This is a genomic window from Microcoleus sp. B3-D7 (assembly GCF_036705305.1).
Taxonomy (GTDB): domain Bacteria; phylum Cyanobacteriota; class Cyanobacteriia; order Cyanobacteriales; family Microcoleaceae; genus Microcoleus.
Map to the genome: position 1 here is coordinate 171,589 of NZ_JAUBUE010000004.1, position 24,534 is coordinate 196,122.

General features: G+C 47.1%; 26 protein-coding genes. 13 read left to right on the forward strand and 13 right to left on the reverse strand.

Features of this window, described 5'->3' with window-relative positions; all coding sequences use genetic code 11:
* Positions 1 to 133: 133 nt before the first annotated feature.
* Both QUB25_RS05240 and QUB25_RS05245 read left to right on the forward strand, forming a co-directional pair.
* Positions 134 to 685 (forward strand): GNAT family N-acetyltransferase, encoded by a 552-nt coding sequence (locus QUB25_RS05240; RefSeq protein WP_333182258.1) that lies wholly within the window; start codon positions 134 to 136, stop codon positions 683 to 685.
* An 83-nt stretch (positions 686 to 768) separates the two neighbouring features.
* Positions 769 to 1,305 carry a GrpB family protein gene (locus QUB25_RS05245; protein WP_333182259.1) on the forward strand — a complete coding sequence of 179 codons (537 nt, stop codon included), beginning with the start codon at positions 769 to 771 and terminating at the stop codon, positions 1,303 to 1,305.
* Positions 1,306 to 1,630: 325 nt separating this feature from the next.
* Here the strand turns inward: QUB25_RS05245 and QUB25_RS05250 are convergent, their stop codons facing one another.
* Positions 1,631 to 2,956, reverse strand: a complete 1,326-nt coding sequence (locus QUB25_RS05250) for an ATP-binding protein (protein WP_333182260.1) — start codon at positions 2,954 to 2,956, stop codon at positions 1,631 to 1,633.
* A gap of 239 nt (positions 2,957 to 3,195) precedes the next feature.
* On the reverse strand, positions 3,196 to 3,570 hold the full coding sequence (locus tag QUB25_RS05255; RefSeq protein WP_333122164.1) for a response regulator: 375 nt from the start codon (positions 3,568 to 3,570) through the stop codon (positions 3,196 to 3,198).
* Positions 3,571 to 3,953: 383 nt separating this feature from the next.
* Here QUB25_RS05255 and QUB25_RS05260 point away from each other — a divergent pair, with 383 nt between their 5' ends.
* The 5 genes from QUB25_RS05260 to QUB25_RS05280 all read left to right on the forward strand — a co-directional run bounded on the left by QUB25_RS05260 (position 3,954) and on the right by QUB25_RS05280 (position 7,231).
* Positions 3,954 to 4,370: a VOC family protein gene (locus QUB25_RS05260; RefSeq protein WP_333182261.1), complete on the forward strand. Its 417-nt coding sequence runs from the start codon at positions 3,954 to 3,956 to the stop codon at positions 4,368 to 4,370.
* 79 nt (positions 4,371 to 4,449) lie between these two features.
* Positions 4,450 to 5,649: an FAD-dependent monooxygenase gene (locus QUB25_RS05265; protein WP_333182262.1), complete on the forward strand. Its 1,200-nt coding sequence runs from the start codon at positions 4,450 to 4,452 to the stop codon at positions 5,647 to 5,649.
* A gap of 32 nt (positions 5,650 to 5,681) precedes the next feature.
* Positions 5,682 to 6,503, forward strand: coding sequence for an alpha/beta fold hydrolase (locus QUB25_RS05270; protein ID WP_333182263.1), 822 nt, complete (start codon positions 5,682 to 5,684; stop codon positions 6,501 to 6,503).
* Positions 6,500 to 6,748, forward strand: a complete 249-nt coding sequence (locus QUB25_RS05275) for a hypothetical protein (protein ID WP_333182264.1) — start codon at positions 6,500 to 6,502, stop codon at positions 6,746 to 6,748. Before QUB25_RS05270 ends, QUB25_RS05275 begins: the two co-directional genes overlap by 4 nt.
* A gap of 18 nt (positions 6,749 to 6,766) precedes the next feature.
* On the forward strand, positions 6,767 to 7,231 hold the full coding sequence (locus QUB25_RS05280) for a GNAT family N-acetyltransferase (protein ID WP_333182265.1): 465 nt from the start codon (positions 6,767 to 6,769) through the stop codon (positions 7,229 to 7,231).
* A 9-nt stretch (positions 7,232 to 7,240) separates the two neighbouring features.
* Here the strand turns inward: QUB25_RS05280 and QUB25_RS05285 are convergent, their stop codons facing one another.
* Genes QUB25_RS05285 through QUB25_RS05295 form a run of 3 tightly spaced genes read right to left on the reverse strand, consistent with a single transcriptional unit; the run spans position 7,241 to position 8,827 of the window.
* Positions 7,241 to 7,783, reverse strand: a complete 543-nt coding sequence (locus QUB25_RS05285; RefSeq protein WP_333182266.1) for a hypothetical protein — start codon at positions 7,781 to 7,783, stop codon at positions 7,241 to 7,243.
* Positions 7,780 to 8,277, reverse strand: a complete 498-nt coding sequence (locus QUB25_RS05290; protein ID WP_333182267.1) for a DUF4365 domain-containing protein — start codon at positions 8,275 to 8,277, stop codon at positions 7,780 to 7,782. The genes QUB25_RS05285 and QUB25_RS05290 overlap by 4 nt, the downstream gene beginning before the upstream one ends.
* A 28-nt stretch (positions 8,278 to 8,305) precedes the next feature.
* Positions 8,306 to 8,827, reverse strand: a complete 522-nt coding sequence (locus tag QUB25_RS05295) for a hypothetical protein (protein ID WP_333182268.1) — start codon at positions 8,825 to 8,827, stop codon at positions 8,306 to 8,308.
* Between the two features lie 10 nt (positions 8,828 to 8,837).
* Between QUB25_RS05295 and QUB25_RS05300 the strand changes: the two genes are divergently transcribed.
* A complete protein-coding gene (locus QUB25_RS05300; RefSeq protein WP_333182269.1) occupies positions 8,838 to 8,975 on the forward strand; it encodes a hypothetical protein in 138 nt (45 codons plus the stop codon).
* 184 nt (positions 8,976 to 9,159) lie between these two features.
* On the opposite strand, the gene QUB25_RS05305 is transcribed toward QUB25_RS05300, so the two are convergent.
* On the reverse strand, positions 9,160 to 9,378 hold the full coding sequence (locus QUB25_RS05305; protein ID WP_333182270.1) for a DUF1016 N-terminal domain-containing protein: 219 nt from the start codon (positions 9,376 to 9,378) through the stop codon (positions 9,160 to 9,162).
* Positions 9,379 to 9,409: 31 nt separating this feature from the next.
* Complete coding sequence (locus QUB25_RS05310; protein WP_333182271.1) at positions 9,410 to 9,559, reverse strand: hypothetical protein; 150 nt, start codon at positions 9,557 to 9,559, stop codon at positions 9,410 to 9,412.
* A gap of 288 nt (positions 9,560 to 9,847) precedes the next feature.
* Here QUB25_RS05310 and QUB25_RS05315 point away from each other — a divergent pair, with 288 nt between their 5' ends.
* The 3 genes from QUB25_RS05315 to QUB25_RS05325 all read left to right on the forward strand — a co-directional run bounded on the left by QUB25_RS05315 (position 9,848) and on the right by QUB25_RS05325 (position 13,450).
* Positions 9,848 to 10,057 carry a hypothetical protein gene (locus QUB25_RS05315; RefSeq protein WP_190745828.1) on the forward strand — a complete coding sequence of 70 codons (210 nt, stop codon included), beginning with the start codon at positions 9,848 to 9,850 and terminating at the stop codon, positions 10,055 to 10,057.
* Positions 10,058 to 10,174: 117 nt separating this feature from the next.
* Positions 10,175 to 12,940: a DUF3536 domain-containing protein gene (locus QUB25_RS05320; RefSeq protein ID WP_333182272.1), complete on the forward strand. Its 2,766-nt coding sequence runs from the start codon at positions 10,175 to 10,177 to the stop codon at positions 12,938 to 12,940.
* A gap of 276 nt (positions 12,941 to 13,216) precedes the next feature.
* Complete coding sequence (locus QUB25_RS05325) at positions 13,217 to 13,450, forward strand: ferredoxin-thioredoxin reductase variable chain (protein ID WP_006635793.1); 234 nt, start codon at positions 13,217 to 13,219, stop codon at positions 13,448 to 13,450.
* A 291-nt stretch (positions 13,451 to 13,741) separates the two neighbouring features.
* Here the strand turns inward: QUB25_RS05325 and QUB25_RS05330 are convergent, their stop codons facing one another.
* From QUB25_RS05330 to QUB25_RS05345, 4 genes are all read right to left on the reverse strand, one after another.
* The gene (locus tag QUB25_RS05330; RefSeq protein ID WP_172186607.1) at positions 13,742 to 13,975 is read right to left on the reverse strand and encodes a hypothetical protein; all 234 of its coding nucleotides are present in this window, start codon (positions 13,973 to 13,975) and stop codon (positions 13,742 to 13,744) included.
* 141 nt (positions 13,976 to 14,116) lie between these two features.
* Positions 14,117 to 14,911, reverse strand: coding sequence for a YdcF family protein (locus QUB25_RS05335; protein ID WP_333182273.1), 795 nt, complete (start codon positions 14,909 to 14,911; stop codon positions 14,117 to 14,119).
* A 181-nt stretch (positions 14,912 to 15,092) separates the two neighbouring features.
* Positions 15,093 to 15,419 carry a hypothetical protein gene (locus tag QUB25_RS05340; protein ID WP_333180071.1) on the reverse strand — a complete coding sequence of 109 codons (327 nt, stop codon included), beginning with the start codon at positions 15,417 to 15,419 and terminating at the stop codon, positions 15,093 to 15,095.
* A gap of 86 nt (positions 15,420 to 15,505) precedes the next feature.
* Positions 15,506 to 17,071: an AAA family ATPase gene (locus QUB25_RS05345; protein WP_333182274.1), complete on the reverse strand. Its 1,566-nt coding sequence runs from the start codon at positions 17,069 to 17,071 to the stop codon at positions 15,506 to 15,508.
* Positions 17,072 to 17,209: 138 nt separating this feature from the next.
* On the opposite strand from QUB25_RS05345, the gene QUB25_RS05350 reads away from it, so the two are divergent.
* Positions 17,210 to 18,226 (forward strand): adenosine kinase, encoded by a 1,017-nt coding sequence (locus QUB25_RS05350; protein WP_333182275.1) that lies wholly within the window; start codon positions 17,210 to 17,212, stop codon positions 18,224 to 18,226.
* Between the two features lie 148 nt (positions 18,227 to 18,374).
* Here the strand turns inward: QUB25_RS05350 and QUB25_RS05355 are convergent, their stop codons facing one another.
* Both QUB25_RS05355 and QUB25_RS05360 read right to left on the reverse strand, forming a co-directional pair.
* Positions 18,375 to 22,589, reverse strand: coding sequence for a S8 family serine peptidase (locus QUB25_RS05355; protein ID WP_333182276.1), 4,215 nt, complete (start codon positions 22,587 to 22,589; stop codon positions 18,375 to 18,377).
* Between the two features lie 589 nt (positions 22,590 to 23,178).
* The gene (locus tag QUB25_RS05360; RefSeq protein ID WP_333060188.1) at positions 23,179 to 24,159 is read right to left on the reverse strand and encodes an ABC transporter ATP-binding protein; all 981 of its coding nucleotides are present in this window, start codon (positions 24,157 to 24,159) and stop codon (positions 23,179 to 23,181) included.
* Between the two features lie 110 nt (positions 24,160 to 24,269).
* Between QUB25_RS05360 and QUB25_RS05365 the strand changes: the two genes are divergently transcribed.
* Positions 24,270 to 24,476, forward strand: coding sequence for a hypothetical protein (locus QUB25_RS05365; protein WP_333182277.1), 207 nt, complete (start codon positions 24,270 to 24,272; stop codon positions 24,474 to 24,476).
* Positions 24,477 to 24,534 lie beyond the last annotated feature (58 nt).

Sequence of the window (24,534 nt, forward strand, 5' to 3'; positions counted from 1 at the left end):
TATTTGGATGTGGGCTTAAAGCTGGGGGTGGGCGATCCTCTTCGAGGGCTTCGCCGCTAACGGGCGATCGCTGCATTGCGGCTTTTACGGATGTGACAAACTAAGAGAGCGATTTATTTAGCCGATCGGTTCAATGGATTTTTGTATTCGATTAGCTTCCTTAGAAGACATTCCTAAGCTAACAACTTTAATTCCTGATTCTGCTAGAGCTTTGCAAGCAGGCTACTACACTTCAGACCAGATTGAAGGCGCACTGGGCACAGTCTTTGGGGTTGACAGTCAACTGATTCAAGACCAAACATACTTTGTTGCTCAGAACAATCACCAAACAATTGTTGGTTGCGGTGGCTGGAGTAAGCGTAAAACGCTTTATGGAGGTGATTCAGGCAAAAATAATCCAGAAGACAGCCTGCTCAACCCAGACAGCGACTCGGCAAAGATTCGTGCATTCTTTGTTCATCCAGCATGGGTACGTCGAGGAATTGGAAGTCAGATTATGCGAGTATGTGAACTGGCTGCTGAGCGTGCTGGATTTAAGGAAGTTGAGATGATTGCGACGCTGGCGGGAGAGCCATTTTACACAAAATTTGACTATCAGGTGATTGAGAGGTTTGAAATTTCTCTCCCAAACAGTCAGTTCCTCCCCGTTGTCCGTATGTTTAAGAGCTTTGGGCACAGCCCGTAAAATATGAGGCATCATAAAATCAGTTTCGGTTAAATGCGAGCGTAAATCAATGAGATGACAAAAAAAGCGAATAATTATCAGCCATGTCAAGAAAACTAGATTTTTTCAAAGTAGAAGTCGTCCCGCACGATCCAAATTGGCGCAGCGCCTTTGAAACTGAGTCGAAACTGATTGCACTTGCACTTAGGGAAAATGTGGTTGCTATACATCACATTGGTAGCACAGCGATTCCACAAATTCATGCAAAGCCGATCATCGATATGTTAGTTGAGGTTAAAGATATTACTAAAATTGATCTACAGAGTTCAGCACTTGAGGCATTAGGCTATCAAGCAATGGGTGAGTTTGGGATATCCGGCCGTCGTTTTTTTCGCAAGGGTAATGAAGCAGGGATTAGAACACACCACCTTCACGGGTTTGAAGTGAACTCAGCGCAGATAGAGCGCCATTTAGCGTTTCGAGATTATATGATTTCCCATCCTGATGACGCGCAGCAATACAGCGAACTAAAGAGAAAACTTGCCCAAAAATACCCTGATAATATTCAAGGGTACATGGACGGAAAAGATGGTTTCATTAAAGCAATGGATCTGAATGCGGCTAATACCAATTTTTTATGAGACCCCGTAGAATTCGATCCCCCCTAGCCCTCCGTGTCCGGGGGGGGACAAGAGTCCGATCTTTTGTCCCCCGACTATCAGGGAGATGCGAGGGGGATCGAGATATGTGCCACTTCACATTAAATTGGTATTAGAGACTACTAAATAATTATAAAAAATGCAAATGTCCTGACAAAGAATTAGCACAACATTTTTCTTTAAATAAAAAGATAATTAAATCTAGATTGTCTGATTTGGCAGAGTCGGGTTTTCCTATTTATTTGACTAATACTGCTGTGAGTCAGGTGGAAGAAGTGACACGGAACCAGACAACGGGATCAACTACTTATGATTCTAAGGGTAGAGAAAGGGTGAATACAGCCCCTTGACCGGGTTTACTACTGGCTGTAATGCTGCCTCCATGCGCTTCAATAATGCGTCTGGCAATCGCTAGACCCAGACCAACCCCATTCTTACTAGAGCGGCTCGTGGTGTAAAACTGTTCAAAAATGCGAGGTAAATCGGTTTCAGGAATGCCGCTTCCCTGGTCTCGAATTGAAATCAGAGCCTGTTGCTTGTTGCCAGAGGCAGCAATGAAAATACGAGCATTGGGGGTAGAGTACTTAATCGCATTGTCTAAGAGATTTAAAAAAGCCTGTAATAAGCGTTCCGAATCGCCCATAATCCGAAGGTCAGCAACATCAACTTCTACAGTCACGTTTTTAGCCTGCATACGAACTTCCATTGCTCTAATCGCACGGCTGATGACACTTTCTAAGGCAATGGCTTGGATTTCTAATAGCGTGACACCTGCTTCTAAGCGTCCTAAATCGAGCAAATCGTGAATCAAGCCCGAAAGTCGCTTCGTCTCCTCTTTAATGGTTTGAAAAAAGCGATCGCGCAACTCCGGCTCATCCACAGCGCCACGCTCCAGGGCATCAATGGTGACCTGAACATTACTCACAGGCGTCCGCAGTTCATGGGAAACATTCGCTAGGAAGGCTCTGCGTTCGTTGTCCAATGATTTCAACCGCTCACTCATACGATTCAGTTCCGTTGCGAGTTGGTCTAGTTCATTGCTTTGACGAATCACGAGTTTGTCATCAAACTGGCCTCTACCCACGCAAATCGCAAAGTTTCGCATTACCTCAATGGGTTTAGAGAGACTCCGGGCTAATCGATCGCTGACCAAGGTACAGAGAATAATGGTAATGCCAAGGGCGGCTAAAATTGTCCAGATCACCCTTACAAACTGTTTCTGAAACTGTTCTAAAGTAATCGAGATGCGTAATATCCCCAACATCTGACCGTTGCGAGTCATCGGTTTGACAATATAGAGGCGATCGTCCCTTGATAAAACCCCTTTAGTAACGCCCTGCACCGAATGACCGTGTAGTGCTTCTGAAACGCCAGATATCAGCAGCCAATTGGTGATTTGTCGATCTGTTTGAGGGTCAGAGGTGGCTAGCAGCGAACCTCGGGCATCAAAGACACGGAGTGTGATATTGGCGGGTGCCCCATAGCGCCGGACAACGATCTGCACCCGTTGCATATCTTTTTCTTCGAGGGCATCTGCAACGCTCTCGCTCAGTGCTGTTGCCCAGTTTTCTAAATCTGTCTGACGAGACTGCATGAAAAAGGCATAAAACGTCCATAGGATGTAACCAGACATAAGCGAGGTTCCTAAGACGATCAGGATCAGGTAGGTAGCCAAGAGCTTCGTGTGGATTGAATTCCACCGAAGAGATGCTAACCATCTGCTCGTGAAGGAGTCTTGGGCAAAAAATTTCATCGGCTCAAACATGGTTGGGATAAATGGTGTATCCGTTGCAAGCGATCCTAACCTAGCGCCATTGGTCACGGATTGAGCCAACCGAGCTATCAAACCCTTGAAGGATGCCTTAACCGCTTTTAAGCAGATTCCGGATGATGGCGGCGCAGCAAAGCTTTAATCCGTGCGAGCAATTCCTGCGTATTGAAGGGTTTGGTCACATAATCATCTGCCCCTGCCTCTAAGCCCAACACTTTATCCATATCTTGGTCTTTAGCCGTTAGCATCAGTATAGGCACATTAGAAAAAGCCCGGATACGCCAACACACTTCCATCCCATCAACTTCTGGCATCATCAGATCGAGCAGAATGATATCGGGTACTTGCTTGTGGAATTGTTTGATCGCGCTGTGTCCATCTGGTGCTGTAGTGACCTCATAGCCTTCCTTTCTCAGTGAGTAAGCAAGGCTTTCACAGAGTGGGGCTTCGTCGTCTACCAACAAAAGATGCGGCATTAGTATAAATAGTTACATTTCATATGGAGTATCTCAAAGGTAGGATTAACCGACATCTACCTTGAGAGGTAAATCGTCTTGGTTCCGCTCAGGTTTTGCTGCTTGCTTACAAATACTAGGCAGCAAAACGATGGACAGTTACGAGCGGTTATACCAATTTAATGTGAAGTTGCACATATCTCGATCCCCCTCGCATCTCCCTGATAGTCGGGGGACGAAAGATCGGACTCTTGTCCCCCCCCGGACGCGGGGGGCTAGGGGGGATCGGATTCTACGGGGCCTCATAAAAAATTGGTATAAGTGGCGATCGTCTCATTAAATTTATGAGATTGGAAGTAGCAATTATTGATATTAATCCTAATATGACTGGAGCAACATAACCAATGAGTGATATCGGTCTCACACACATCGCACTGCCCGTTTCTGATGTCGATCGCACTATCGAATTCTACTCCAAGTATGCTGGAATGCAGGTCGTTCACCGCCGCATCGATGCAGAAGCTGGTGTTGCTGTGGTCTGGCTTTCTGACCGCACTCGCCCTTTTGTAATTGTGCTAATTCAAACAGACTGCGTACATCCCGTTCTGTCTCCCTTTGCACACCTCGGAGTAGGTTGCAAAAGCCGCGAATACATGGATTCTCTCTGCGACAATGCACGTCAAGAAGGCGTACTGCTTGAAGAACCAAAAGATTCTGGATATCCGATCGGGTACTGGGCTTTTTTGCGAGACCCGGACGGTCACACACTGGAACTATCATACGGGCAAGAAATCGGATTTACAGTGGAGAAAGCTACTTGATGAAGAGCTGCGGCAGTGCTTTATCTCTTAGGATGGAAATTAAGCGGAGAAATACATTAAAAAGCAATGGGGAAGGGCAATGACGCAAGTTGTAATTGTGGGATCGGGGCCAACTGGTGCGGCACTTGCCTTACTGCTGGTGAAACGAGGTATTGCCACAACTTTGGTTGAGGCTGCAAAAGATTCCTACCGAGTGTTTCGCGGTGAAGCGTTAATGCCCAGCGGATTGGATGCGATCGCACAAATGGGCTTATCCACTATGCTAGAAGGTGTTCCACACCGACAAATTGATGCCTGGGAGTTCGTTGTGGGCGATCGGCAACTATTTCGAGTTGATGAGCCAATGGGGTCAAATCGACCTTGTACGCTGGTATCGCAACCGCCTTTGCTAGAAACACTAATTTCAGAAGCTCAATTGCATCCAGAGTTTGAATTTATCTCAGGTGTTCCCGTAAAAGATTTACTGTACAGCAACGATCGCATTGCGGGTGTAAAGCTAGGAGATGGGCGAGAGATTCCTGCTGCACTTGTGATTGGTACAGATGGTAGAAACTCGGTTGTACGACAGCGTGCAGAATTAGAGTTAGTAAAACAGCAGAATAGTATAGATGTTCTGTGGTTTAAACTTGCCGCTCATCCTCGGTTTGTGGCGGATAATGTATTTTATTCTATCCTGAATGGCGGTAGCGGATTCAGTGTCTTTCATGGGACAGAATCAGGAAAACTTCATCTGGCTTGGGTGCTATCTGCAGATGACAAAACCGATTGGAAACACACCGACTGGGCAGAAACTTTCGCATCGCGATCGCCTGCGTGGATGGCAGAACATTTCCGCAACTGTGCCGATACGATCGAATCTCCGATGCGATTATCTGTTGTGGTTGGTCGCTGTCCGCGCTGGCATCGACCAGGAATCATACTTTTGGGGGATGCTGCACATCCCATGTCTCCGGTTCGCGCTCAAGGAATTAACATGGCTTTGCGCGATGTAATTGTTGCGGCCAATCACCTTGTACCTTTATTGAAAGCAGGGGCTAATTGCGAGGATATTGACTTAGCATTATCGCGGCTTCAGGCAGAACGCGAACCGGAAATTATTCGCGCCCAACAACTTCAAGCACAAGAAGCGTGGAAAGGCGAACAACTCCGAAAAAATGGATTATTGCGTTTATTGATGATGCAAGCTGCTCCGTTTTTGGGTGAAAAAATTAAACAATTTTGGGTAAAAGGACAGTATGAATTGCGCCAAGGAGTTACGCAGGTAAAATTGGTTGTGTGAAAAGAGGAAATTCACAATTAGGAGAAAATTGTATGCGATCGACAAATATCAAAGGACCGATCGGCGCTATTCACATCATCGAAGCCAGCCCCCCTGTCACCGCTGGGGAGTCGGAACCGCTGCCGGTGGTGTTCGTGCACGGTATGGCGGTGTCCGCGAACATTTGGGAGGCGCAGCTTGCCGGTGTCGCCCGTACCCGACGCGCGATCGCCCTTGATATGCGGGGACACGGTGATTCCGCACCGCCGGAGGACGGCAACTATGCGCCCGCCTCCTGTGCAGCGGATGTTTTCGCGGTACTGGATGGGCTGGGACTCGATCGAGTGGCGATCGTCGGGCACAGTTTCGGTGCTTGTATTGCCCTCGCCACAGCAGCCAGCGCACCGCACCGCATCGCGCAGTTGATCCTGGCAGACCCACCTGGAGACTTGACCAAGGTGCCTGCACAGATGTACGAGGCGCGCATCGTCCCCTACCAGAGGGCTCTGGAGACGGAGGATTGGCGGGCTGCTGTGGAAACCAGCTTCAACGAGGCGCTGACAGGAAGCACGGCCGATACGCGCGATCGGATTCTCGCTTGCTTGGCGGCGACTCCACAGGATTGTCTGTGTGGAATGTCTCGCGGGATGTTTGCCTTTGACGCAGTTGATGCTCTCGATCGCTACCTAGCAGCCCCTGGAACACGGGCCCACGCCATTATTGCTCCCTCAAACACTTTTCCCTTCAGCCTTCACATCCTCCGTCCCACACTGACGACAACTACGATCCCCGATACTGGACACTGGCTGATGCTGGATGCGCCAGAGGCCTTTGCTAGGGAACTGGATATTTGTTTGGGAAAAGAATCGATATGAATGACTCCTCGCTAGAGCAATTTGGCTTCTACTTGCAAGATGCGGAAGCTGCGTGGACTGGCAATGCCAAGAGTGCATTCGGGCTTCAAAATGTGAAATGGTCAGATGAACAGTGGCAGCAGTGCAAGCTGGAATATTTTACAGAAATAAATGAAGCTTCAACCGCAGCAGGTTATTGGAACGATATCACAATGTTCTTTGTCAGAACCCATAAATCTGGTCAAGTCGATGCACTCCTTACTTAACAAATCTTTTTTCAAAGTATGCAGCATATTGACATCGCTAAAATTTTGGAGTTTGATGAGGGATTAATTATCCATTTAATTGAGGAAAGTCTGTCCCAAGGTTTTCAGTTTGTTGAAAGACTGGTTCGAGATTATCGTAATGGTTATAACTGCTTCGACAAGGTTGGTGAAGCTTTATTTATAGCGTCATCGCAGGAAAGAGCGATCGGAATTTGCGGCTTGAATCGAGATCCTTATTTCAACGATCCAAAAGTTGGACGATTACGGCATTTGTATGTTGAGTCAGTTTGGCGGGGAAAGGGGGTGGGGCGTTTATTGGTCGATCGGCTGATTTACGAAGCCAGTCAGCATTATCAGTTATTGACGTTGCGAACAGATACGCCAGCAGCCGACAGATTTTATCAAAAATTGGGATTCAAGACTCAGGGCAATTGGCAGCATACGACGCATCATTTACAGTTGAGCGAGATAGACTGTGCGTGACTTTTAGTTTTACCACAATTCATCGAGAGTTAAGTTGTGGGGGTTTGTGAGGATGAAGGCGTTGTTGTCTTTGATTAAGTCACCGCTACAGAGAATCGGTAAGCGTTCTTGATAAGCTTTAATCGCCAGGATATAATCTTTGTCTGCGAGTGAAGTTTGAATTTTCCGCAATTTGGCAACTACAAGGCAGAGGAGAGTAATTTCGCCACTTAATTTTTTGGTATTTGGGGTGTGAATTTGCATAACAATTCCCTGAATAGTCGTGTTGGAAATGCTGGTAAGTAGTTCGCTTAAAATTTCAATTTGAGGGCTATTTTCTGCGTTTTCTAGGGTTTGGATTGCCTCGCGGATGCGGGCTGCATAATCTCCCAGGTTTTCCCGGTTAGGTAGCAATATTTCAAATTCTTCTGCATCGGCTGTTGGTTTGTGCCAAAGTGTGGCATTATCTAAGAAAGGTTGGTCTTCCTGCCAGCCGTGAGTTTGTAAGTAATTTCTCAGTTGATTTAGCTTGATTGTTGCGAGAGTTTGGCTATCTTTTACGGTGATTTTCATGGTTGAACTCCTTGGCTAATTCTCTCCATAATTGACTGAAGGGCGGCGACTGTAAATTGGTGGGTTCTGGGGATGGGGACGGTGACAGTGCTTGTGTTTTGTGTTTCTGGCATTCCCCGCAGCGATATCCAATATCCGCAGCCTCTGATGCACAGTTTTGTTTCCGACTGCGTTAACCATTCTTCGGGTGTTTCGGGGATTAAAACGACAACTAAAATTCGGGGAATGGCGAAGTTATCCATTCTTAAGTCGTCGTAGTTTTTGAGCTTGAGGGGGTAGCGGATGGAGTTATCGTCTTGGATATCTCTTGATGTAGATTTTAACTGCAATTCTAAGCGAGGTGCTCTGATGGGGCCTGTCCCGCCTTTCGCAGCTACTCCCCAGTCTACGCTGTCATCGTCTACGAAAGGTTTGTAGAGGGAATAGTCGGCAACGGTGGTGACAGCTTGCAGGTAGATGTTGCGGAATTGTTTTTTTTGTTGGTTGATATCCATTAATTAATCCTCTATATATTTTAGTAGTTTACTTGACTAAAAAAGAAGATAAAATTACGTCAAGAGCTGACAAAATAGCAGCGCATATGAGTGCCCAGATAGCCCCTTTAAACAAATCTGATGTTTTGTCTCTATTTTTCGCCAATTCCTTGATTGATTGATTCCAGTTTTCTAGGATTGAGAGTCTATACTCTTCCTCTGGTATGCCAAGACATTTTTCTATTAATTCTTCTGGTAAAATTATTTGCCCTGCTGTTTGTGGCTTAAACCCCAAGAAACAATAAATCAAAGAAATTATTAAAGCAAGGTAACTTAAAATTTTTAAAAGCAAACAAAAATTACACTCCAACGAAATATCCAAAGCATCAATATTTACTGCAAGGGAACGATCGGGTAAGCCTGAAAAAAAGCGAATTAGAGCTGCATCAAATCCCAGCACTACACCTAGTTTTGTATTAAGCCTATTGATACTCAGATCTAAATCTTTTAATGCCTGAGCCGCGTATTCGTAAATTAGCGTTATATTGGGATTACATTCGTTATTACTCAAAAGAACCTCCATGTCTAATAATTCAGCCGCTCAGCAAGAGTCTAATACTTCTCGAAAACCTCCCGAACCTCCAAAACCTCCAAAACCTCGTGAACCCATCAAGTTTGAAAAGACGGTGCATTTGAGAAATGATGGTGCGGGTTCCTGATATTTCTAGCTAGGTTCTCTAAATCCTTCACCCCAATCTCACCTGAGAGCACCTTGGGCCGCAAAACATCACGGGTTACAGCTAGGGTGAAGGATTGCTCTAAGATTTTTCATAATAGTTATCTTTACTTCGCACTCTCCAATTTTATCATTCCTCCTCAATTTCCACATCCACCGCTTCTAACTCAGCTTCCAACTGCTAAATCGTCGGCAAACATCCTTTCAGGAAAAGCTGTTTCTAAGTCAACAGCTAAATTGTCTATAACTTTTGCTCCCCATCCTCGCTGCTGTTGCCTCTTTAAAAGATTCCGTCCAATTGGCCAGTAAAGCAACACTAATTCGCGATTAACAGAAAGTACGGCGCGCACTTGATATTGCACAATACGTTCCTTAAGTTCTCGCAAAAAATCATGATAATCTTCAGCAATTGACGAACTATCCGCCAGAACCCACCCTCTGCCGATTTTCCCGAATCATCGCCTCTAACTTGGCACTCTCGACAAATTGCCTCTCCAACTTCGCCGTCAAATGCAGCATCTTCTCGTCCAAACCCTCCTCCTCCTCCTCCCATGCCTCCGCCCCCACATACCTCTCAGGAGTTAAAACCTAACACTTACCGTTTTGCTTTTTTGTTGCCTTTTGACTCCGCACCAGTGTTACAACTCTTCTGGAAAGTACATTTGCAGCAAATCTGCCCCGCCCTAACCCAACTGGCCTAACTTCTCCAGAACATAGGTAAAAAGCACCTAAAGTATGATGCGAAACTCGGGCAATACTCTTATTCTATAAATTCATCGGGCATTAAACCGATATCCAGAACCGCCAAGATTTAGTGCCAAAAATTAAATCTTTCCGGCGAAAACTTGCTATTTAATGAATAAGACTTTACAATCCAGCAAGGTAAATGAAACTCTCAATGAGCAGCCCTGCAAGCACGAACCCGAAATGGGTCGCAAGTGCCAAAAAGCAGCAAAAGCTACCTTTTTTAACTCTTTCAACAGCAAAGCATTGGCAAAAAAACCAGGGATCGACGGTTGGCATCTTGGAACGAATGCTTTGCTCGCAAAACAACAAATGTATTAAAACTTGTCTGCCCAAATTTAGCCCCAAGAGATGCCTACCTGCAACTCTTGCTGCATAAGGTTTTAGTCTCTAATTAGGCTGGTTTTATTGTCTTTAACTACTTGAGGATTCGATCGCATGATTTCGATTTCTACAACTCAATCCGATGTGCTACCTTTGCCTTCGCCAACCGTAACGGCTGCAACCCAAAGCAGCGTGACTGCTGCAACTGGAGTCTGCGTGACGGTTCACGGTCACTTTTACCAGCCTCCCCGGGAAAACCCTTACCTGGACGCGATCGAACGCCAAGCCAGCGCCTCTCCCGCCCACGACTGGAACGAACGCATTGACATCGAGTGCTACCGCCCGAACGCCTTTGCCCGCATACTCAACGATCGCGGCGAAGTCACGGGGATCGTCAACAACTACGAGTATATGAGCTTCAACATCGGGCCGACCCTGATGAGCTGGCTCGAACGCTATGACCCGGAAGTCTACCAGCGGATTCTGGAGGCCGATCGCAAAAGCTGTCAGCGCCTCAACGGTCACGGCAACGCGATCGCCCAAGTATACAATCACATCATCATGCCGCTGGCTAACGAGCGAGACAAATACACCCAAATTCGGTGGGGGATCGCAGATTTTCGCTCCCGGTTCAATCGCGATCCCGAAGGAATGTGGCTCGCCGAAACCGCCGTAGACTACGCCACCCTCGAAGTTTTAGTCGCTGAAGGCATCCGCTTCATTGTCTTAGCCCCCTCCCAAGCCGAACGCTGCCGCCCGCTAATCGGGCAAAACCACGAAGGGGAACCAGCCGAAAATTCCGAATGGCACGAAGTCGGCGGGGGTCAAATCGATCCGACTCGCCCGTACCGCTGCTATTTGAAGCCGGAAATGCGGTTGATGGCTGACCAACTCTCGCCGCTGAGCACTCACTATTTTGGCCGCCAGCACTCCCAAAATTCTGCTGCCCCACCTGCCAACACTCCCTACATTGATATCTTTTTCTACGACGGCCCGATCTCGCGGGATATGGGCTTCAATGACGTTCTCAGCAGCAGCCACCACTTGGCAGGACGGTTGGGTCAAGCAGTACGGGGAGACCACCGACCGGCTCAATTAATCTGCGTGGCCACGGACGGCGAAACTTTCGGCCACCACAAAAACGGTACCGAAAAATGCCTCGCCTACGCCTTCACAGAAGAGTTTCCCCGTCGAGGCTGGACGGTGACGAATTTTGCTCATTATATAAGTCAAAATCCGAGCGCTTGGGAAGTGGAACTCAAACCCGTAACGGCCTGGAGTTGCTCTCACGGGGTCGATCGCTGGCAAGATGATTGCGGCTGCGGCGGCGGTGGCGAGTGGAACCAAAAATGGCGCCGCCCTTTGCGGGATACTCTCAATTGGCTGCGCGATCGACTGATTCCGATTTACGAAGAAGCAGGGCGCAAGCTGTTGTGCGATCCCTGGAAAGCCAGAGATGAATATATTGAGGTTATCCGCGATCGATCGCCCGCTAACGTTGACAGTTTCCTCGAACGCCATCAAGTGCGCGAACTCGATGCCTCCGAACAGGTGGACGCCCTGCGACTGCTGGAAATGCAGCGCCACACCCTGTTAATGTTCACTAGCTGCGGCTGGTTTTTTGAAGAAATCTCGCGCCCAGAAGGCGTGCAAATTCTGCGCTACGCGGCCCGGGCGCTGGAATTGGCGGGCGAAGTTACCGGCGTGCAGCTAGAAAAGGATTTTGTCGATCGACTAGCCCTCGTGCCCAGCAACGTTGACTATTTCACAACAGGGGCAGAAGTTTACCGCAAACTCGTGGTGACAGCCCAAATTAGTCTCCGACAAGTGGCCGCCCACTACGCGATCAGTTCTCTATTTGCCAAATATCCCCGCGAACAGCGAGTTTACTGCTATCAGGCCCAGCAGCAAGATTTCCAAATTCAGCGCATGGGATCGATGACTCTGGCTGTGGGTCAATTGCAGTTAACCTCGGAAATTACGCGGGAAACAGAGATTTTTGTGTTTGCTGCGTTGCACCTCGGCGGCTGGGACTTCCACTGCTGCATTCAGCCTTTTGGCAGCCGTCGGTCTTACACTATGCTCAAAGAGCGGTTGTTTGGAGTTATGCAAGAAGCTTCGGCGTCCCACGCGATTCTGGAAATGGTGCGGCTGTTTGGGGATCAGTCCTTTAGCTTGCGGGATTTATTTGCTGAGGAACGCCACCGGATCGTGCAGTTGCTGAGTCAGGAAAATTTGACTCGCTTGGATCAGCTTTACACTCAGGTTTACCGCGAAAATTACGGGGTGATGATGGCGTTCCACCGAGACGAGTTGCAGGTGCCGGTAGAGTTGCAGGTGGCTGCTGAGGTGGCTTTGGGACACCGCTGTTTGACGGCGGCCAAGGCCCTGGAAGTGGAAACGGAGGATGTGGAACCGCTGCTGGCCGAAATTGAGGCGATAGCCACTGAAAGCGGCCATCTCCGCTGTCGGTTGAACGTTCCCGAAGTCAAGGAAATTTTGGAAAAGATGGTTTGGCGATCGCTTGAGGCGCTGCTGCAAGCAGGATCGGGCGCGGAGGATCGCTCGCCTGTCAACTTAGAAGCTGATATCCGCACGATCGAGCGTTTGATTGCGGTGGGCGATCGGCTGAGTTTGGGTTTGTGTCTGGATCGATCGCAGGAACTGTATTTCAATTCTCTGTACACTCAAATTGTGCCTCTGTGTTTGGGCTGGCTGCAACTGCAAGATGCCTCGGCGGGCGACAGTGTGGTCGCTGCCGTTGCCTTGGGGATTGCAGGTTCCGGCGTCGGCTGGGACTTGTCTTCGATCCGGCAGTTGCTGGAGTTGGGTCAAACCTTGGCCGTTGATGTTGAGTGTTGGTTAAATCAGTTAAGTTGATCGTTTCTCGATTAAACCAAATCAATTCTCGCCCTTGAAAATCCGCCCGATCGAGCTTTAAAGCTCGATCGGGCCTGCGGCTTCAACCGAGAATCATCAACATTTCGGCTGACGCGGATTGCTGCTGGGGATCGAAGCAGCGACAGGGAACCGCCAACTTTGTTTAAGTTTTCGCTCTACTTGTGGGAAGATAAGAAGACTGTCGGCAAAGCCTACAAGTGTTAAGCACCCCTAGGCTTTGCAGAGTTTTGAAGAGAGAACACTAAATATAAGTCTATGAAAGTTGGCGATCGCGTTTGCATTAAAAACTCTGTTGTTGTCTACCACCACCCTGAAAATCGCAGTCAACCATTTGATATTAAGGGTATGGAAGGAGAAGTCGTGGCGATCGTTCACGAATGGCACGGCAGACCTGTCAGTGCTAATTGGCCGATTCTAGTACAATTTGACAAAAAATTTCGAGCTCACCTGAAAGAGGATGAGGTCGAATTGATATCTTCGGAAGTCTAGCTGTCTCCAAAGTAGAAGCCGGAGGTCAAAGACAATATCAAATCCCGTCAGTCGATTTTTGATTTTTGATTTTTGATTTTAGATTTACTCCACAGATGAATCTGGAAGCTTGAACTAGAGTCTAAAATTTTGCGCTGATCACGACTCCTGTTGGAAAGCAGGTATCCGTTTTTGGGCGGGAGTCATATAGCTGTTGTACAGTTTGTAGTGAGGAGTTCAGTTTTTTCTGTAGCTTTTAGTCGATCGGCCGGGCTAAACTCCTTACTACAAACCATCTTTTTTATTTAACCCTTAATTTTTCGACCGTCCGCGGCTAAACCAACCGAAGATATTCAAATCTCCCTGCATTTTCTGCAATTCCTGCTGATGCTGCTTGGCTGTAGCGTAATACCACTGGCAGTGAAGTTCTAGTTCTTGACGGTACTTAATTTCATCGTAAAACTCGCGGACAATTTGGTGTCTCTGAAAAATTTCGGCCGCGGGAGTCGGTTCTGGGGCAATGTTTTGCAACTCGTGGGGCAGCATGATTGTTTGGGGGCGAGTGTGGCTAATATCGGCTGTATTGACTTTAAGCTAGCACACTGAATCAATTTTGGATTTGGGAAGTGACTTAACGGTTGAGACTACTTAAATTCTTCCACCCAAAATCCCAAATCTAAAATTCTGTTAAAGCCATCCCCGCAAGCGATAAACGATTATGCCGATGTATTCTTTCAAAGCTTTAGTTGACTGGTTTAACTCATAGGTATCCGGCAATAAATTCAAGGCGACTGCTTGCCAATTTCTTTCGGATGCTGCGATATCCTGCTGCGTGATCTGGAAGTCTGTTGGTGCGGCAATTGCTTTTATTCCCTGACGCTGGAAAATTAAGAGCGATCGAGTCATGTGCATCGCCGATGTCACTAGCAAAACCGGCCCTCTTATGCCTTTAGCATCTAAAATTTTCCGCACGTTGACGGCATTTTGATAAGTGTTGTGTGAATCGGGGTCTTGCAGAATTGCTGATGCCGGTACACCCATTGTTTGGGCAATTTCTGCCATGTCTGCCGATTCAGGAGCCCCGCCGCCTTTCCAATCTACTCTACCGCCGCTGAGAATTAGCACAGAAGCTTTGCCTTGCCGGTAAAGTCGGGAACCGTAGATTATTCGATCGCCCGCTTCCGCTAATTCTACCCAAGGACGGGGAGGTAAAGCTGCTTTGACACCGCCACCCAAGACGATAATCGCTTCAGCTTGAGGGAGTTCGGCGGTTGGTAAGTTTTGCCATTCGAGCGATCGAACTAACGATTTTGAAACCCAACCGCTACTTCCGAGCAGTAAAATAATTAGAGCCGCACCAATTGGCGCCGCCGCCCATTTCGGACGCTTCCAAAGTGTGATTAAAGCCGCCATCATTAACAGGCAACTCAACCCCAAAGGATAAATAAACAGCGGCAGGAGTTTCGAGAGAAATACAAACATTAAGCAAGTAATTCAAATTGCTCGTTAGCGGTAATGGGTAATTGAAAATGAACGATCGTTAGTCGCTAATCTGTAATTAGTAATTTAAGTGGCGGGAGTGGTTAATTTTTAGTATAGAGTTGTGAATTATGAACTCTTTAACTTAAAGCTTACAACTCAATACTCAAAACTATTTTCGGTGCTAGCGACGATCCTCTGGTCCAGATAACCAGCCAAACAATGTAGCAGCATCACCCCTAGAGGTTTTGCTATATTTATGGGCGTCCCTTTGCACTACTTCTTTATTGACGATAGCGTCTGAGGTTTTGTCCTTGGAATTCATATTCGGGTTGAGTAGTAATTCGTTGTGCCACCAAGCGACAATTAAACCTGCTGCCACGCCACCGATGACACCCAAGCCGAGACTCAGGACCAGCGTACATCCTACTAAGCGAAACCCAACGGTAAACAACACAAACCATATCAGCGCGGGGCTAAACCCCTTGGAGTCTCCGGTAAATTTTGGCATGAGCTGTAAGTTTTGTTTTTAATAATACAGAAAGATATTGACAATATTAGCAGACAATCAAATTGCCAAGGGCGATCGCTCTGCAACTACTCTCCACAAATCAAGTTTAATTGTACCTCTAAGTCTTGGGCGGTATCTACAATCTTTACAGAAATTTGCTCTAATTCTGTAAAAGGTTCAAAAGCTGTTTGCTGCGAACTCAATAGTTCGGCTGTCGCGTCGGCAATATCGCCCCTGCGCTGTTGCAGGCGTTCTCGCAATACTTCAATTGGTGCGGTGCAGTAAATAATTTGGAGGGGCAAGCCGTGGGATTGAGCCTGATTAATTGCATCGGTTCTCCAGTTTTGGCGATCGAACTTTGCATCTAAAATTACATTCCAACCTCGGTCAGCCAGCACTATCCCCAACTCTAACAATCTACCATAAGTCTGTGCCGTCATTTCATCCGAGTACAAATCTTGCCCGCCGCGTTCATTTAAAGGAATTTCGCCTAAATGTTTGCGAACCGCATCCGAGCGAATGTGAATTGCCCCAGTCTGGCGAGCCAAATATCGAGCTGCTGTACTCTTGCCAGAACCCGACAAACCCGACATCAAAGTTAACTTGCCTTGGCGCGATTGCGTGTATTGCCAAGCCAGTTTATAGTAATGAGCTGCTGTCTGTGAAATCTCTGCTTTTTGGGCAGTTGAAATAGCGGCATCGTCCAACATTAATGAAGTTACTTTCGCTCTAACATAAGCTTGACGGCTCAAATACAGAGGTAACAGTTGTAGTCCTTCCCAGTCCCCTGTTTGTTCGATGTAAGTATTGAGAAAAGCATTACCCAAGTCTCTGCGCCCCCGCGATTCCAAATCCATTACTGTAAAAGCCACATCGTACATGACATCAACAAAGCGAAAAGGCTCGTTAAATTCAATGCAGTCAAACAGCAAGATTTTATCTGGCCAGAATGCTATATTGCGCAAATGCAAATCTCCGTGGCACTCGCGAATTTTATTATTGGCAATCCGCAGGTTAAATAACTCTTGATTGGTCACACAAAACGCATCAGTATAATCTTTAGTTTCCTGATATTGTCTCTGAGTCTGCGGCCCGCCGATATATTTTTGCGAAATCCGGTAATTGTTATCTATTGCAGTGCGAATCTGACTGACTTCGCCAAATGTGCGAATGTAGATGTTACTAATTGCCCTGCTGTGAAAGTTGGCCACTTCGCGCCCTAAGTCTGCCATAAGTGGCTCTGTTAACAGTCCGCGTTCTAATAAACTAAGCAACAGCGAATCTTGAGGAAACTCCCGCATTTTCAACACATATTCTACAGCAATTTCGGCGGGAGTTATAGCAGGTAAGTTGCTGCCAAATTGAAACGAATCCCCAATTTGAATAATTGGCAAAACTTCTAGATAAATTTCCGGTGCTGTGCGTCGGTTCAGCAGCAATTCTTCGTTGCAGAAATGCTGCCGTTTCTCCAAAGTCGAATAGTCCAAAAAGCCAAAATTGACTGGTTTCTTGATTTTGTAAGTATAATCTCCTGTCAGCAAAACAAAGGAAGCATGAGTCTGAATTAGCTGCACTGGTTCTGTCACCCCATGTGGGTAAAACCCGGGCTGCAACATTTGCTGAATCAGAGGTGGGAGACAAGTATCAGTCATATCAATTTGAGATTTTGGATTTTAGATTAGATGGATTTGGGCTTGGGGATTTAGATAAAGATAACTTAAAGAAAATAGATGTTGAGTTGAAGTCGATTTAGTATAAAGTTGATAATTAGTGTAAACCAAAAATTACTGATGACAGAAAACAATCAAGATTCCCGCTCAGTGGATGTGTTTGGCGTGGGAAATGCCCTGGTAGACATCCTAGCATTGGTGGAAGATGAATTTGTACTCGGCCACGGGCTGAATCGCGGCGGGATGACGCTGATGAATTCGGAAACGCAGGGGGGAATTTTGCACGATTTAGAACACAATTCGCTGCAAATGCGATCGGGCGGTTCGGCGGCAAATACGATGATTGGTTTGGCTCAGAGTGGCGGTAAAGCGTATTATTCTGGCAAGGTTGCTAAGGATACTAACGGGGAATTTTATCGGCAAGATTTGCTGGCGGCGGGGATTGATTTTAACGTGCATCCTGCTGCTGACTCGAACGGGCCTACGGGTACTTGTGTAGTGCTGACTACACCGGATGCGGAACGCACGATGTGTACTAATTTGGGTGTTTCTACTACTCTGGCTGCGACTGATATTGATGTCGATCGCCTGAGTCACTGCAAGTACAGTTATGTTGAGGGTTATCTTTGGGATGCTCCCGATCCGAGAAAGGCTAGCATTGAGACGATGGAACAGTCTAAGCGTCTGGGTGTGAAGGTGGCTTTTACTTTTTCGGATGGCTTTTTAGTCGATCGATTTGCTGATGATTTTCACAAGGTGGTTTCGGAATATTGCGATGTAATTTTTTGCAATGCTGATGAAGTTCGGAGCTTTTTTAAAGAGGAATCTTTGGAAGAGTGCGCTCGGAAAATGAGCGAGATTTCGGATTTGGCTTTTATCACTAATGGGGATAAAGGCTGCATGGTGGTGGAGAACAAACAGATTGTTGATGTGGCTGGATTTCCGGTAAAGGCGATCGATACTGTGGGTGCTGGGGATGCTTTTGCGGGCGGTGTTTTGTTTGGAATTACTAACGGTTTGAGTTCTGTACAAGCGGCTCGTTGGGGCAATTATTTGGCTTCTAGGGTGGTGCAGATTCACGGGCCTCGGCTTGAGGGCTCTCAGGCTCATCTTTTGAGTGAGGTAATTTCTGGTTAGGAATTGAAATGGGCGATCGCACTTTTTGGATTAAGGGCGATCGCTCTTTTTTGAACCGCAGATGAAGGCAGATGAACGGGGATGAACGCAGATGGAGCAAGGGTGATCGCGATCTGTGCGATCCACGTCGATCCCTCCGGTAATGCCTTTACACCACGTTCACGCTCAACTCTGGTAGCTTCGCTTCAAATTTATCGACATTGAAAGGATCGAATTTTTTAGATAGAAAAGTCCACTCTGGTGTTTCTGCCGATCGACTCACTTCTAACGGAATTAGACTATTTGCCGCCTGGTTGTTCACAAAATCCTCCAGTCTTTTCTTCACAGTTTCGGGTAATTTGTCGCCGATTTTCTCTAGTAGCACCTCTTTGAGATCCAAGACTGCTTCAACTTTACCCGTCAAACCCAAGTTAGTGGAAAAATCTACGATCGGCTTGACAGTTGGAGTAAATTTATAAACCTCTCCCGAGCTATAACTCTGAGGAATGTCAATCTTTAAGACTCCAGAATCCTTGGCACCCAGTTTCAGTTCATTGCCATTTTGCTTGCCATCAAAGTCAATTTCAAAACCCTTAATATCCAAGATTGACTTTTGTTTGAGATTGCCTCCTGCTTTGATTTGTAGTCCGCCAAACTCTTCAAGAGCTACACCTACAGGTCTTGTGTAAGGAATAAACTTAAGAACGCTGATAACATCAACATACTGAAAGGCGTTGTCATCAGCTTCAAGCTTGTTGTCTTTGATCTGGTCAGTGGTTGTCGCCAAACCGAGATCTAGCACTATCGGCGACTCAAGCACTTCTTTCAACAGAAACTCATTGAGATCGAACTTGGCACCAGACTCGAACTTGGTCGAGCGAGAACCTAAAAAAGGAATGTCTTTAATCCCGGCTTCTAGTCCAAGCTTATATTCGCCCATAAACGAGGCTCCCAGTTCTGTTTTCAAACTGCCTTCCGAACCTAAATTAGACTTAAAACTAACAGCAACTGAGCTACCTGCTTTAGCTTCTCCTGGATAGCTAATATCGAATAAGCCAGGGAAGTCAACATCAAATGTACCCGGACTCAAAAATGCTTGAAATTTGTATTCAAGCCCACCTTTTGCGAAGGGTTTCCCCAAAAATCCTAGATTGACTTCTGTGTCAAAATTGGGGCCCCCAGATACATTGAGGCTCGGGTTAAATACTTCCCCTCCGCCCCACAAACTTTGGTCGGTTAAAGCAAAATTGATTTCTTTTGAGAGCGTTTTAGTGGGCACTGGTTTATTATCTTGATCGGGTGGTTCGGAGTTGCTGGGTCGATCTGGGTTGTCTTTATCTGAGCTGTCCCCACTATTTCCTGGCTTTGCAGGTTTTGTACCGTCTCCAGTGTTGCCGCCGTTGGTATTTTCTCCAGGCTTGCTGTCGCCAGGATTGGAGGGTTTACCGATTGGCTCTTGGTAAGCCGTCGCCTTGTTGCCATTCCAATAGATGTGACCGCCTTCAAAGTATTGAATCTTGTTACCGTTACCCCGATCGATCTCCCCACTCTTGGGAACTCCTAACCTACCATCCAATCCGCCTGCTTTCAAGTATTCTTGGCGGATACTGCCGTAAATCGGAAAAGTTCCTTTGGGACTGCTAACGATCGAGCCGCGCTCAAATAGTTGATAGCTGACATTACCTGAATAGTTGGTAACATCTGAAGTGGGTTTGCCGATCGTACTTTGATACTTGTCGTAAACCGGATAGAATTTGCCAGCAATATTGTGACCGTTGATAGAGGTTGAATTAGGTGACTGTTGCTCTGGCTTTTCGATCGAATTGTCACCGCCATCAGATGCCGCTACTTCTACAGGAACCTCTATTTTTTGACCTTCAGAAATTACGTTGGGATTGGAAATGTTGTTGTGTTTGGCAATGAATTTGTAGTAATCGGGAGCAGCGCTGCCCATTGTTTCTCTGGCAATTTCGCTGAGACTATCTCCGGCTTGAATCGTGTAAGGTTGCCACTCATAAGATTTGCCGTTAAATCGATCGGCAGTAGCTCGTTCCATTGGCTTCACGAGCCCTTCGTAACCCCAAGTTTCAGGTGTTGCGAATTCTGCGCGAGTGCTCGATTGCGGTGCAGTTTCCTTCGCTAACTGCACGGCTTTATCTAAATTCAACAATCCAAAACCTGTTTTCCGATCCCAACCCGGTAAATTGACATCGATCGCACTTTGTTTGAGAATATCAATTACTTGGCGATCGCTCAATTTAGGATTGCTTTCCCACACAACAGACGCCATCCCAGTCGCTTTCGCTGCTGCAAAAGAAGTTCCCGTCAGCGCATCTAAATCGTTGTCCCCCTCGGCAACTACAGCATCCAAACCATAGCCGTAACTCGAATAGGACGATCGGCGCACTCCGTCAAACGCCCCAACAGTCATAATATTGTCAAACTCCTGGGAAGCTTGACCCAAAACCGACATCACACCGTCATCGTTGCCAGCAGCAACCACCAGCAGCACTCCATTCTGACGAGCATATTCTAAAGCCGCCCGCTCTCTGGGCGTCAACTCGTAGCGCGTCGTCACGTTGCCCTCGCCGTTAACTTGAGTTAAGTCTAGGCTGAGGTTGACAATAGAATTCTGCTGCCCTTGTGCCTTGGCTTCATGCACAAAATCTGTCAGCGACAAGTCCCACTGCTCGGAACCGCTGGCGCGTCCCAGCCAAACAGGAGCGCGATCGTTAATACCGTCAATGCCAATATTATTACCTGCGCGAGCGCCAATCAAACTCCAAACAGCCGTGCCGTGTTCGTTTTCTGCGTCAGACGACACTAAAGGATTGTTGTCATTGTCAATGCGATCGCGCCCCAGTGTCACTTTAGAGTAGTCAAGATCCGGATTGTTCGCAGCAAACCCACTATCGATAATCCCAATCAAAGGCAGGCTGGGCTTCTCTGGTGGCACAGGCGGTTCCGGCTCAGCGGGCTGTTGAGTTTCAGCCGATACCTGGGTATCATCAACAGGCGGTGTTGGCTCTACAGGCGGTGTTGGCTCTACAGGAGGTGTTGGCTCTACAGGTGGCGGTGGAGCCACAGGCGGTTTTGCCTCCGCAGGTGGCGTTGGCTCCGCAGGTGGCGGTGGAGCCACAGGTGGCGTTGGCTCCGCAGGTGGCGTTGGCTCCGCAGGTGGGGGTGAGGCTACAGGCGGTGTTGGCTCCGCAGGTGGCAGTGGGGCTACAGGCGGTGTTGGCTCCGCAGGTGGCAGTGGGGCTACAGGCGGTGTTGGTGCAGGTGTTGGCGCAGGTGCAGGTGTTGGCGCAGGTGTTGGCGCAGGTGCAGGTGCAGGTGTTGGTGTGGGTGGAGGCGGTTCTGTATCCGCAGGCGGTTTGCGCTCATCAGGCAGTTTTGAGGTGACATAATCGATCAATTTCTTACCGCCTTCAGATTTAGTCCAATCCTTAGCCGGAGCGATAACTTCTTTCACCTCGACCGCTTTGCCTGTCGCACCCGTCAAACGGAAAATCACATCCTCGTAGTCGTAATCTGACTTCGGAGTAATTGATCGATCCTCGATCGCGAATGTCTTACCATCGCCAGTAATATCTGCCATCTGACCCAACAGCCAAGCATCATCCGCGTCACTGCTAGATAGCGAAAACAGCGGACGATTGTCGCCGCCAATATCCGGTTTATCAAATACTTCTTTAACCGTGCCATCCGGCACCAGCATCACAGCAAATGCTTCTCCAGGAGTCATCGCAAACTTCTTCACACCTTTGTAGGGCCCGGTGTTCAGATTTACCTTCCCTAAAGTACCCCTGAATTGAGGATCTGTTCCTTCTGTAATATCAGAAATCACGACGTGACCCAACACCGAATTACTCAGAGCCCTTTTTGCAGCTTCCTTGATAAACTCCTCAGAGCCTGGAGTAAATTTCTCCATACCCTGCAAACTAAATATGGCTAATTGTCCTTTAAATCCGCCGCCATCATACAGGAAATCAAAGCCTACTTCACCGGCAGGATCGGGCGTAAAAAAACCGGAGTCAACCTTCAAACCTGTGAGTGGGTCAACTTTGTCATTTGCCGCCAGACTAATCTGATAGGTTGTGTCGGAGGAGATGGGAGAAACTTTGAGAGTATAGTCTCCTGCGCCCAAATTATCGGTACTGAGAGTTCCGGGATTTTTGCCGCTAGTTGAAATAGTTTCGATCGGCTTTCCTTGGCTGTCGAGCAGTTCCATTTTCAGACCGCCGCTAAAACCTTCAGCCAAGACTTGGAAACTGCCTGCAGCAGGACGATTGAAACGATAAATGTCTGTGGAATCGAGCTTACCAACGAAATCGATATTGAAATAGTTATCGTTAAGACTGCCGAGTTGAATGTTAGACATTTTGCACCCTGCCCACAAACTTACTTGTATTTTAATCAGTCGGCATAATTGAGCGATCGAGTTTCAATACATCTGGGCTGCTTCCCAGATCCGGTCTCTCCCCACAACACAGATATCCGCCCCTTCCAAAATCTACGATTGTAAGCTGCTACCTATCTCTCGGAATTAAGCCTTACTTTTTTCGCTGCAAGCAAACTTTACAGACATTACTTTGTAGGCAGGATATAGTATTAGTTTGGGTTAAAGATTTTTTGAAAGAAAGCTCGTTACTACCTTCTATCTGTTGAGGATACTTTATGTGTGCAAAGGTGACAAGCAATCTGAACGATTACTACCTTGGCGAATTTAGATGTCAGTCAATGAGACAGGACTTACGCACAGCCTCTAAATATAGGGTGTTGTAGGGCAATCCCCCCGCTGATGAAGACTCCATCTATCTGGATATGGCGCGTAAGTCCTGCTTGATGTGTTGTGGAACGGGCGGAATATCCCGTTTTCTTAGTCTCTTAGAGAGCGGCTTCATTTGTGTAGTAGTGCTTTCAACCGCCGGGTTTTAACCGCCGAGTTTCAGGAGCCGATTTTATGGACTTCAACCACTAGAATAAATCCCTCTTTCTTGCAGTTGCTGCATAAAAAACTCTTCCAAACTAGGCTTAGCCAAATTCATCCCAATTAGCTGCCCTCCCGTACCGCTCAGACTAGAAAGAAACTCCTTCGGATCGCCCTGCAAATGACCGTACCACAAATCATTATCAACTTCCATATCCGGTATCCATTTTTTCAGGATATTCAAGTGACCGCCCCTACCTTCAACCCGGTAAGTTTCAGTATTACCTAGGATTTCGTCGATCGCACCAATGCAAATTAACTCACCCTTCGCCAAAATTGCCACTCGATCGCAAATCTTCTCCACATCAGACAATATATGCGAATTAAAAAAAATTGTTTTTCCTTGATTTTTCAGAGATAAAATTATCTCCCGCATCTGATAGCGTCCCATCGGATCTAAACCCGACATCGGCTCATCCAAAAATACCACATCTGGATTGTTAATCAAAGCTTGAGCCATGCCGATCCGTTGCAGCATTCCCTTAGAATACTGGCGCAACTGTTTTTTAATTGCTGCCGATTGAGATAGCCCAACTAAGTCTAGCAAATTCGGAATTCGCTGTCGCTGAATTGAGGGGGGAATTTCAAACAAGCCCGCCGCAAATTGCAAGAATTCCCAGCCCGTGAGATAATCGTAAAAATAGGGATTTTCTGGCAAGTAGCCGACTCGCTGCTTCACAGTGCGATCGCCCAAAGGCTTCCCCAACAGCAGCGCCCTGCCAGAAGTGGGGCGCACTATACCCAGCAAAGTTTTCAACAGCGTAGTTTTCCCCGCTCCATTTTGCCCTAACAGCCCGAAAGTTTCCCCCTCAGAGACAGTCAGAGTGCAATTTTTGAGCGATTCAATTTTTTCATTCATCCAGAAGCCGGTACGGTAGAACTTCCCCAGATTAAATGTTTCCACCACTGGGGTAGCTCTGGGCATCTCGATGGGATTTGGCGCATCTACAAGAGGTTCCATTTTGGTCACAGAAATAACTAGCACCTGATTATATTCTATTGCATAAGTTAAGTAATAATTGCTATTTTTAATGTTAAACTAATATTAGCTGTAGTTAAAATTTGCTGAATATGGATCGTTCAAAAATTGTTGCTATTATCACCGGCGTGATTTCTATAATTTTAGCAGTTGCCTACCTGCTGCTCGTCACCCTCCTCGACTTCCGAGGCGAAATGCTGCCCGCACCTCCAAGTCAGTTGCCCGTCTCCATGCCACTTCAGCAATTAGGCACTGCTAACCCGACTTTGCGAGCACCCAGGATTTATTCTCAATCGTGAGAAAATTAATACAATTAAAATTCCGAAATTTCCCCAGCACATGATGTAGACAAAATTA

Coding starts and splice junctions, on each gene's coding strand:
- QUB25_RS05365 (WP_333182277.1), top strand. CDS start 24,270: ATGGATCGTTCAAAAATTGTTGCTATTATCACCGGCGTGATTTCTATA.
- QUB25_RS05290 (WP_333182267.1), bottom strand. CDS start 8,277: ATGGATATCAACCAACAAAAAAAACAATTCCGCAACATCTACCTGCAA.
- QUB25_RS05285 (WP_333182266.1), bottom strand. CDS start 7,783: ATGAAAATCACCGTAAAAGATAGCCAAACTCTCGCAACAATCAAGCTA.
- QUB25_RS05275 (WP_333182264.1), top strand. CDS start 6,500: ATGAATGACTCCTCGCTAGAGCAATTTGGCTTCTACTTGCAAGATGCG.
- QUB25_RS05280 (WP_333182265.1), top strand. CDS start 6,767: ATGCAGCATATTGACATCGCTAAAATTTTGGAGTTTGATGAGGGATTA.
- QUB25_RS05320 (WP_333182272.1), top strand. CDS start 10,175: ATGATTTCGATTTCTACAACTCAATCCGATGTGCTACCTTTGCCTTCG.
- QUB25_RS05270 (WP_333182263.1), top strand. CDS start 5,682: ATGCGATCGACAAATATCAAAGGACCGATCGGCGCTATTCACATCATC.
- QUB25_RS05350 (WP_333182275.1), top strand. CDS start 17,210: ATGACAGAAAACAATCAAGATTCCCGCTCAGTGGATGTGTTTGGCGTG.
- QUB25_RS05335 (WP_333182273.1), bottom strand. CDS start 14,911: ATGTTTGTATTTCTCTCGAAACTCCTGCCGCTGTTTATTTATCCTTTG.
- QUB25_RS05255 (WP_333122164.1), bottom strand. CDS start 3,570: ATGCCGCATCTTTTGTTGGTAGACGACGAAGCCCCACTCTGTGAAAGC.
- QUB25_RS05345 (WP_333182274.1), bottom strand. CDS start 17,071: ATGACTGATACTTGTCTCCCACCTCTGATTCAGCAAATGTTGCAGCCC.
- QUB25_RS05250 (WP_333182260.1), bottom strand. CDS start 2,956: ATGTCTGGTTACATCCTATGGACGTTTTATGCCTTTTTCATGCAGTCT.
- QUB25_RS05300 (WP_333182269.1), top strand. CDS start 8,838: ATGTCTAATAATTCAGCCGCTCAGCAAGAGTCTAATACTTCTCGAAAA.
- QUB25_RS05330 (WP_172186607.1), bottom strand. CDS start 13,975: ATGCTGCCCCACGAGTTGCAAAACATTGCCCCAGAACCGACTCCCGCG.
- QUB25_RS05315 (WP_190745828.1), top strand. CDS start 9,848: ATGAATAAGACTTTACAATCCAGCAAGGTAAATGAAACTCTCAATGAG.
- QUB25_RS05325 (WP_006635793.1), top strand. CDS start 13,217: ATGAAAGTTGGCGATCGCGTTTGCATTAAAAACTCTGTTGTTGTCTAC.
- QUB25_RS05265 (WP_333182262.1), top strand. CDS start 4,450: ATGACGCAAGTTGTAATTGTGGGATCGGGGCCAACTGGTGCGGCACTT.
- QUB25_RS05355 (WP_333182276.1), bottom strand. CDS start 22,589: ATGTCTAACATTCAACTCGGCAGTCTTAACGATAACTATTTCAATATC.
- QUB25_RS05360 (WP_333060188.1), bottom strand. CDS start 24,159: ATGGAACCTCTTGTAGATGCGCCAAATCCCATCGAGATGCCCAGAGCT.
- QUB25_RS05245 (WP_333182259.1), top strand. CDS start 769: ATGTCAAGAAAACTAGATTTTTTCAAAGTAGAAGTCGTCCCGCACGAT.
- QUB25_RS05340 (WP_333180071.1), bottom strand. CDS start 15,419: ATGCCAAAATTTACCGGAGACTCCAAGGGGTTTAGCCCCGCGCTGATA.
- QUB25_RS05240 (WP_333182258.1), top strand. CDS start 134: ATGGATTTTTGTATTCGATTAGCTTCCTTAGAAGACATTCCTAAGCTA.
- QUB25_RS05260 (WP_333182261.1), top strand. CDS start 3,954: ATGAGTGATATCGGTCTCACACACATCGCACTGCCCGTTTCTGATGTC.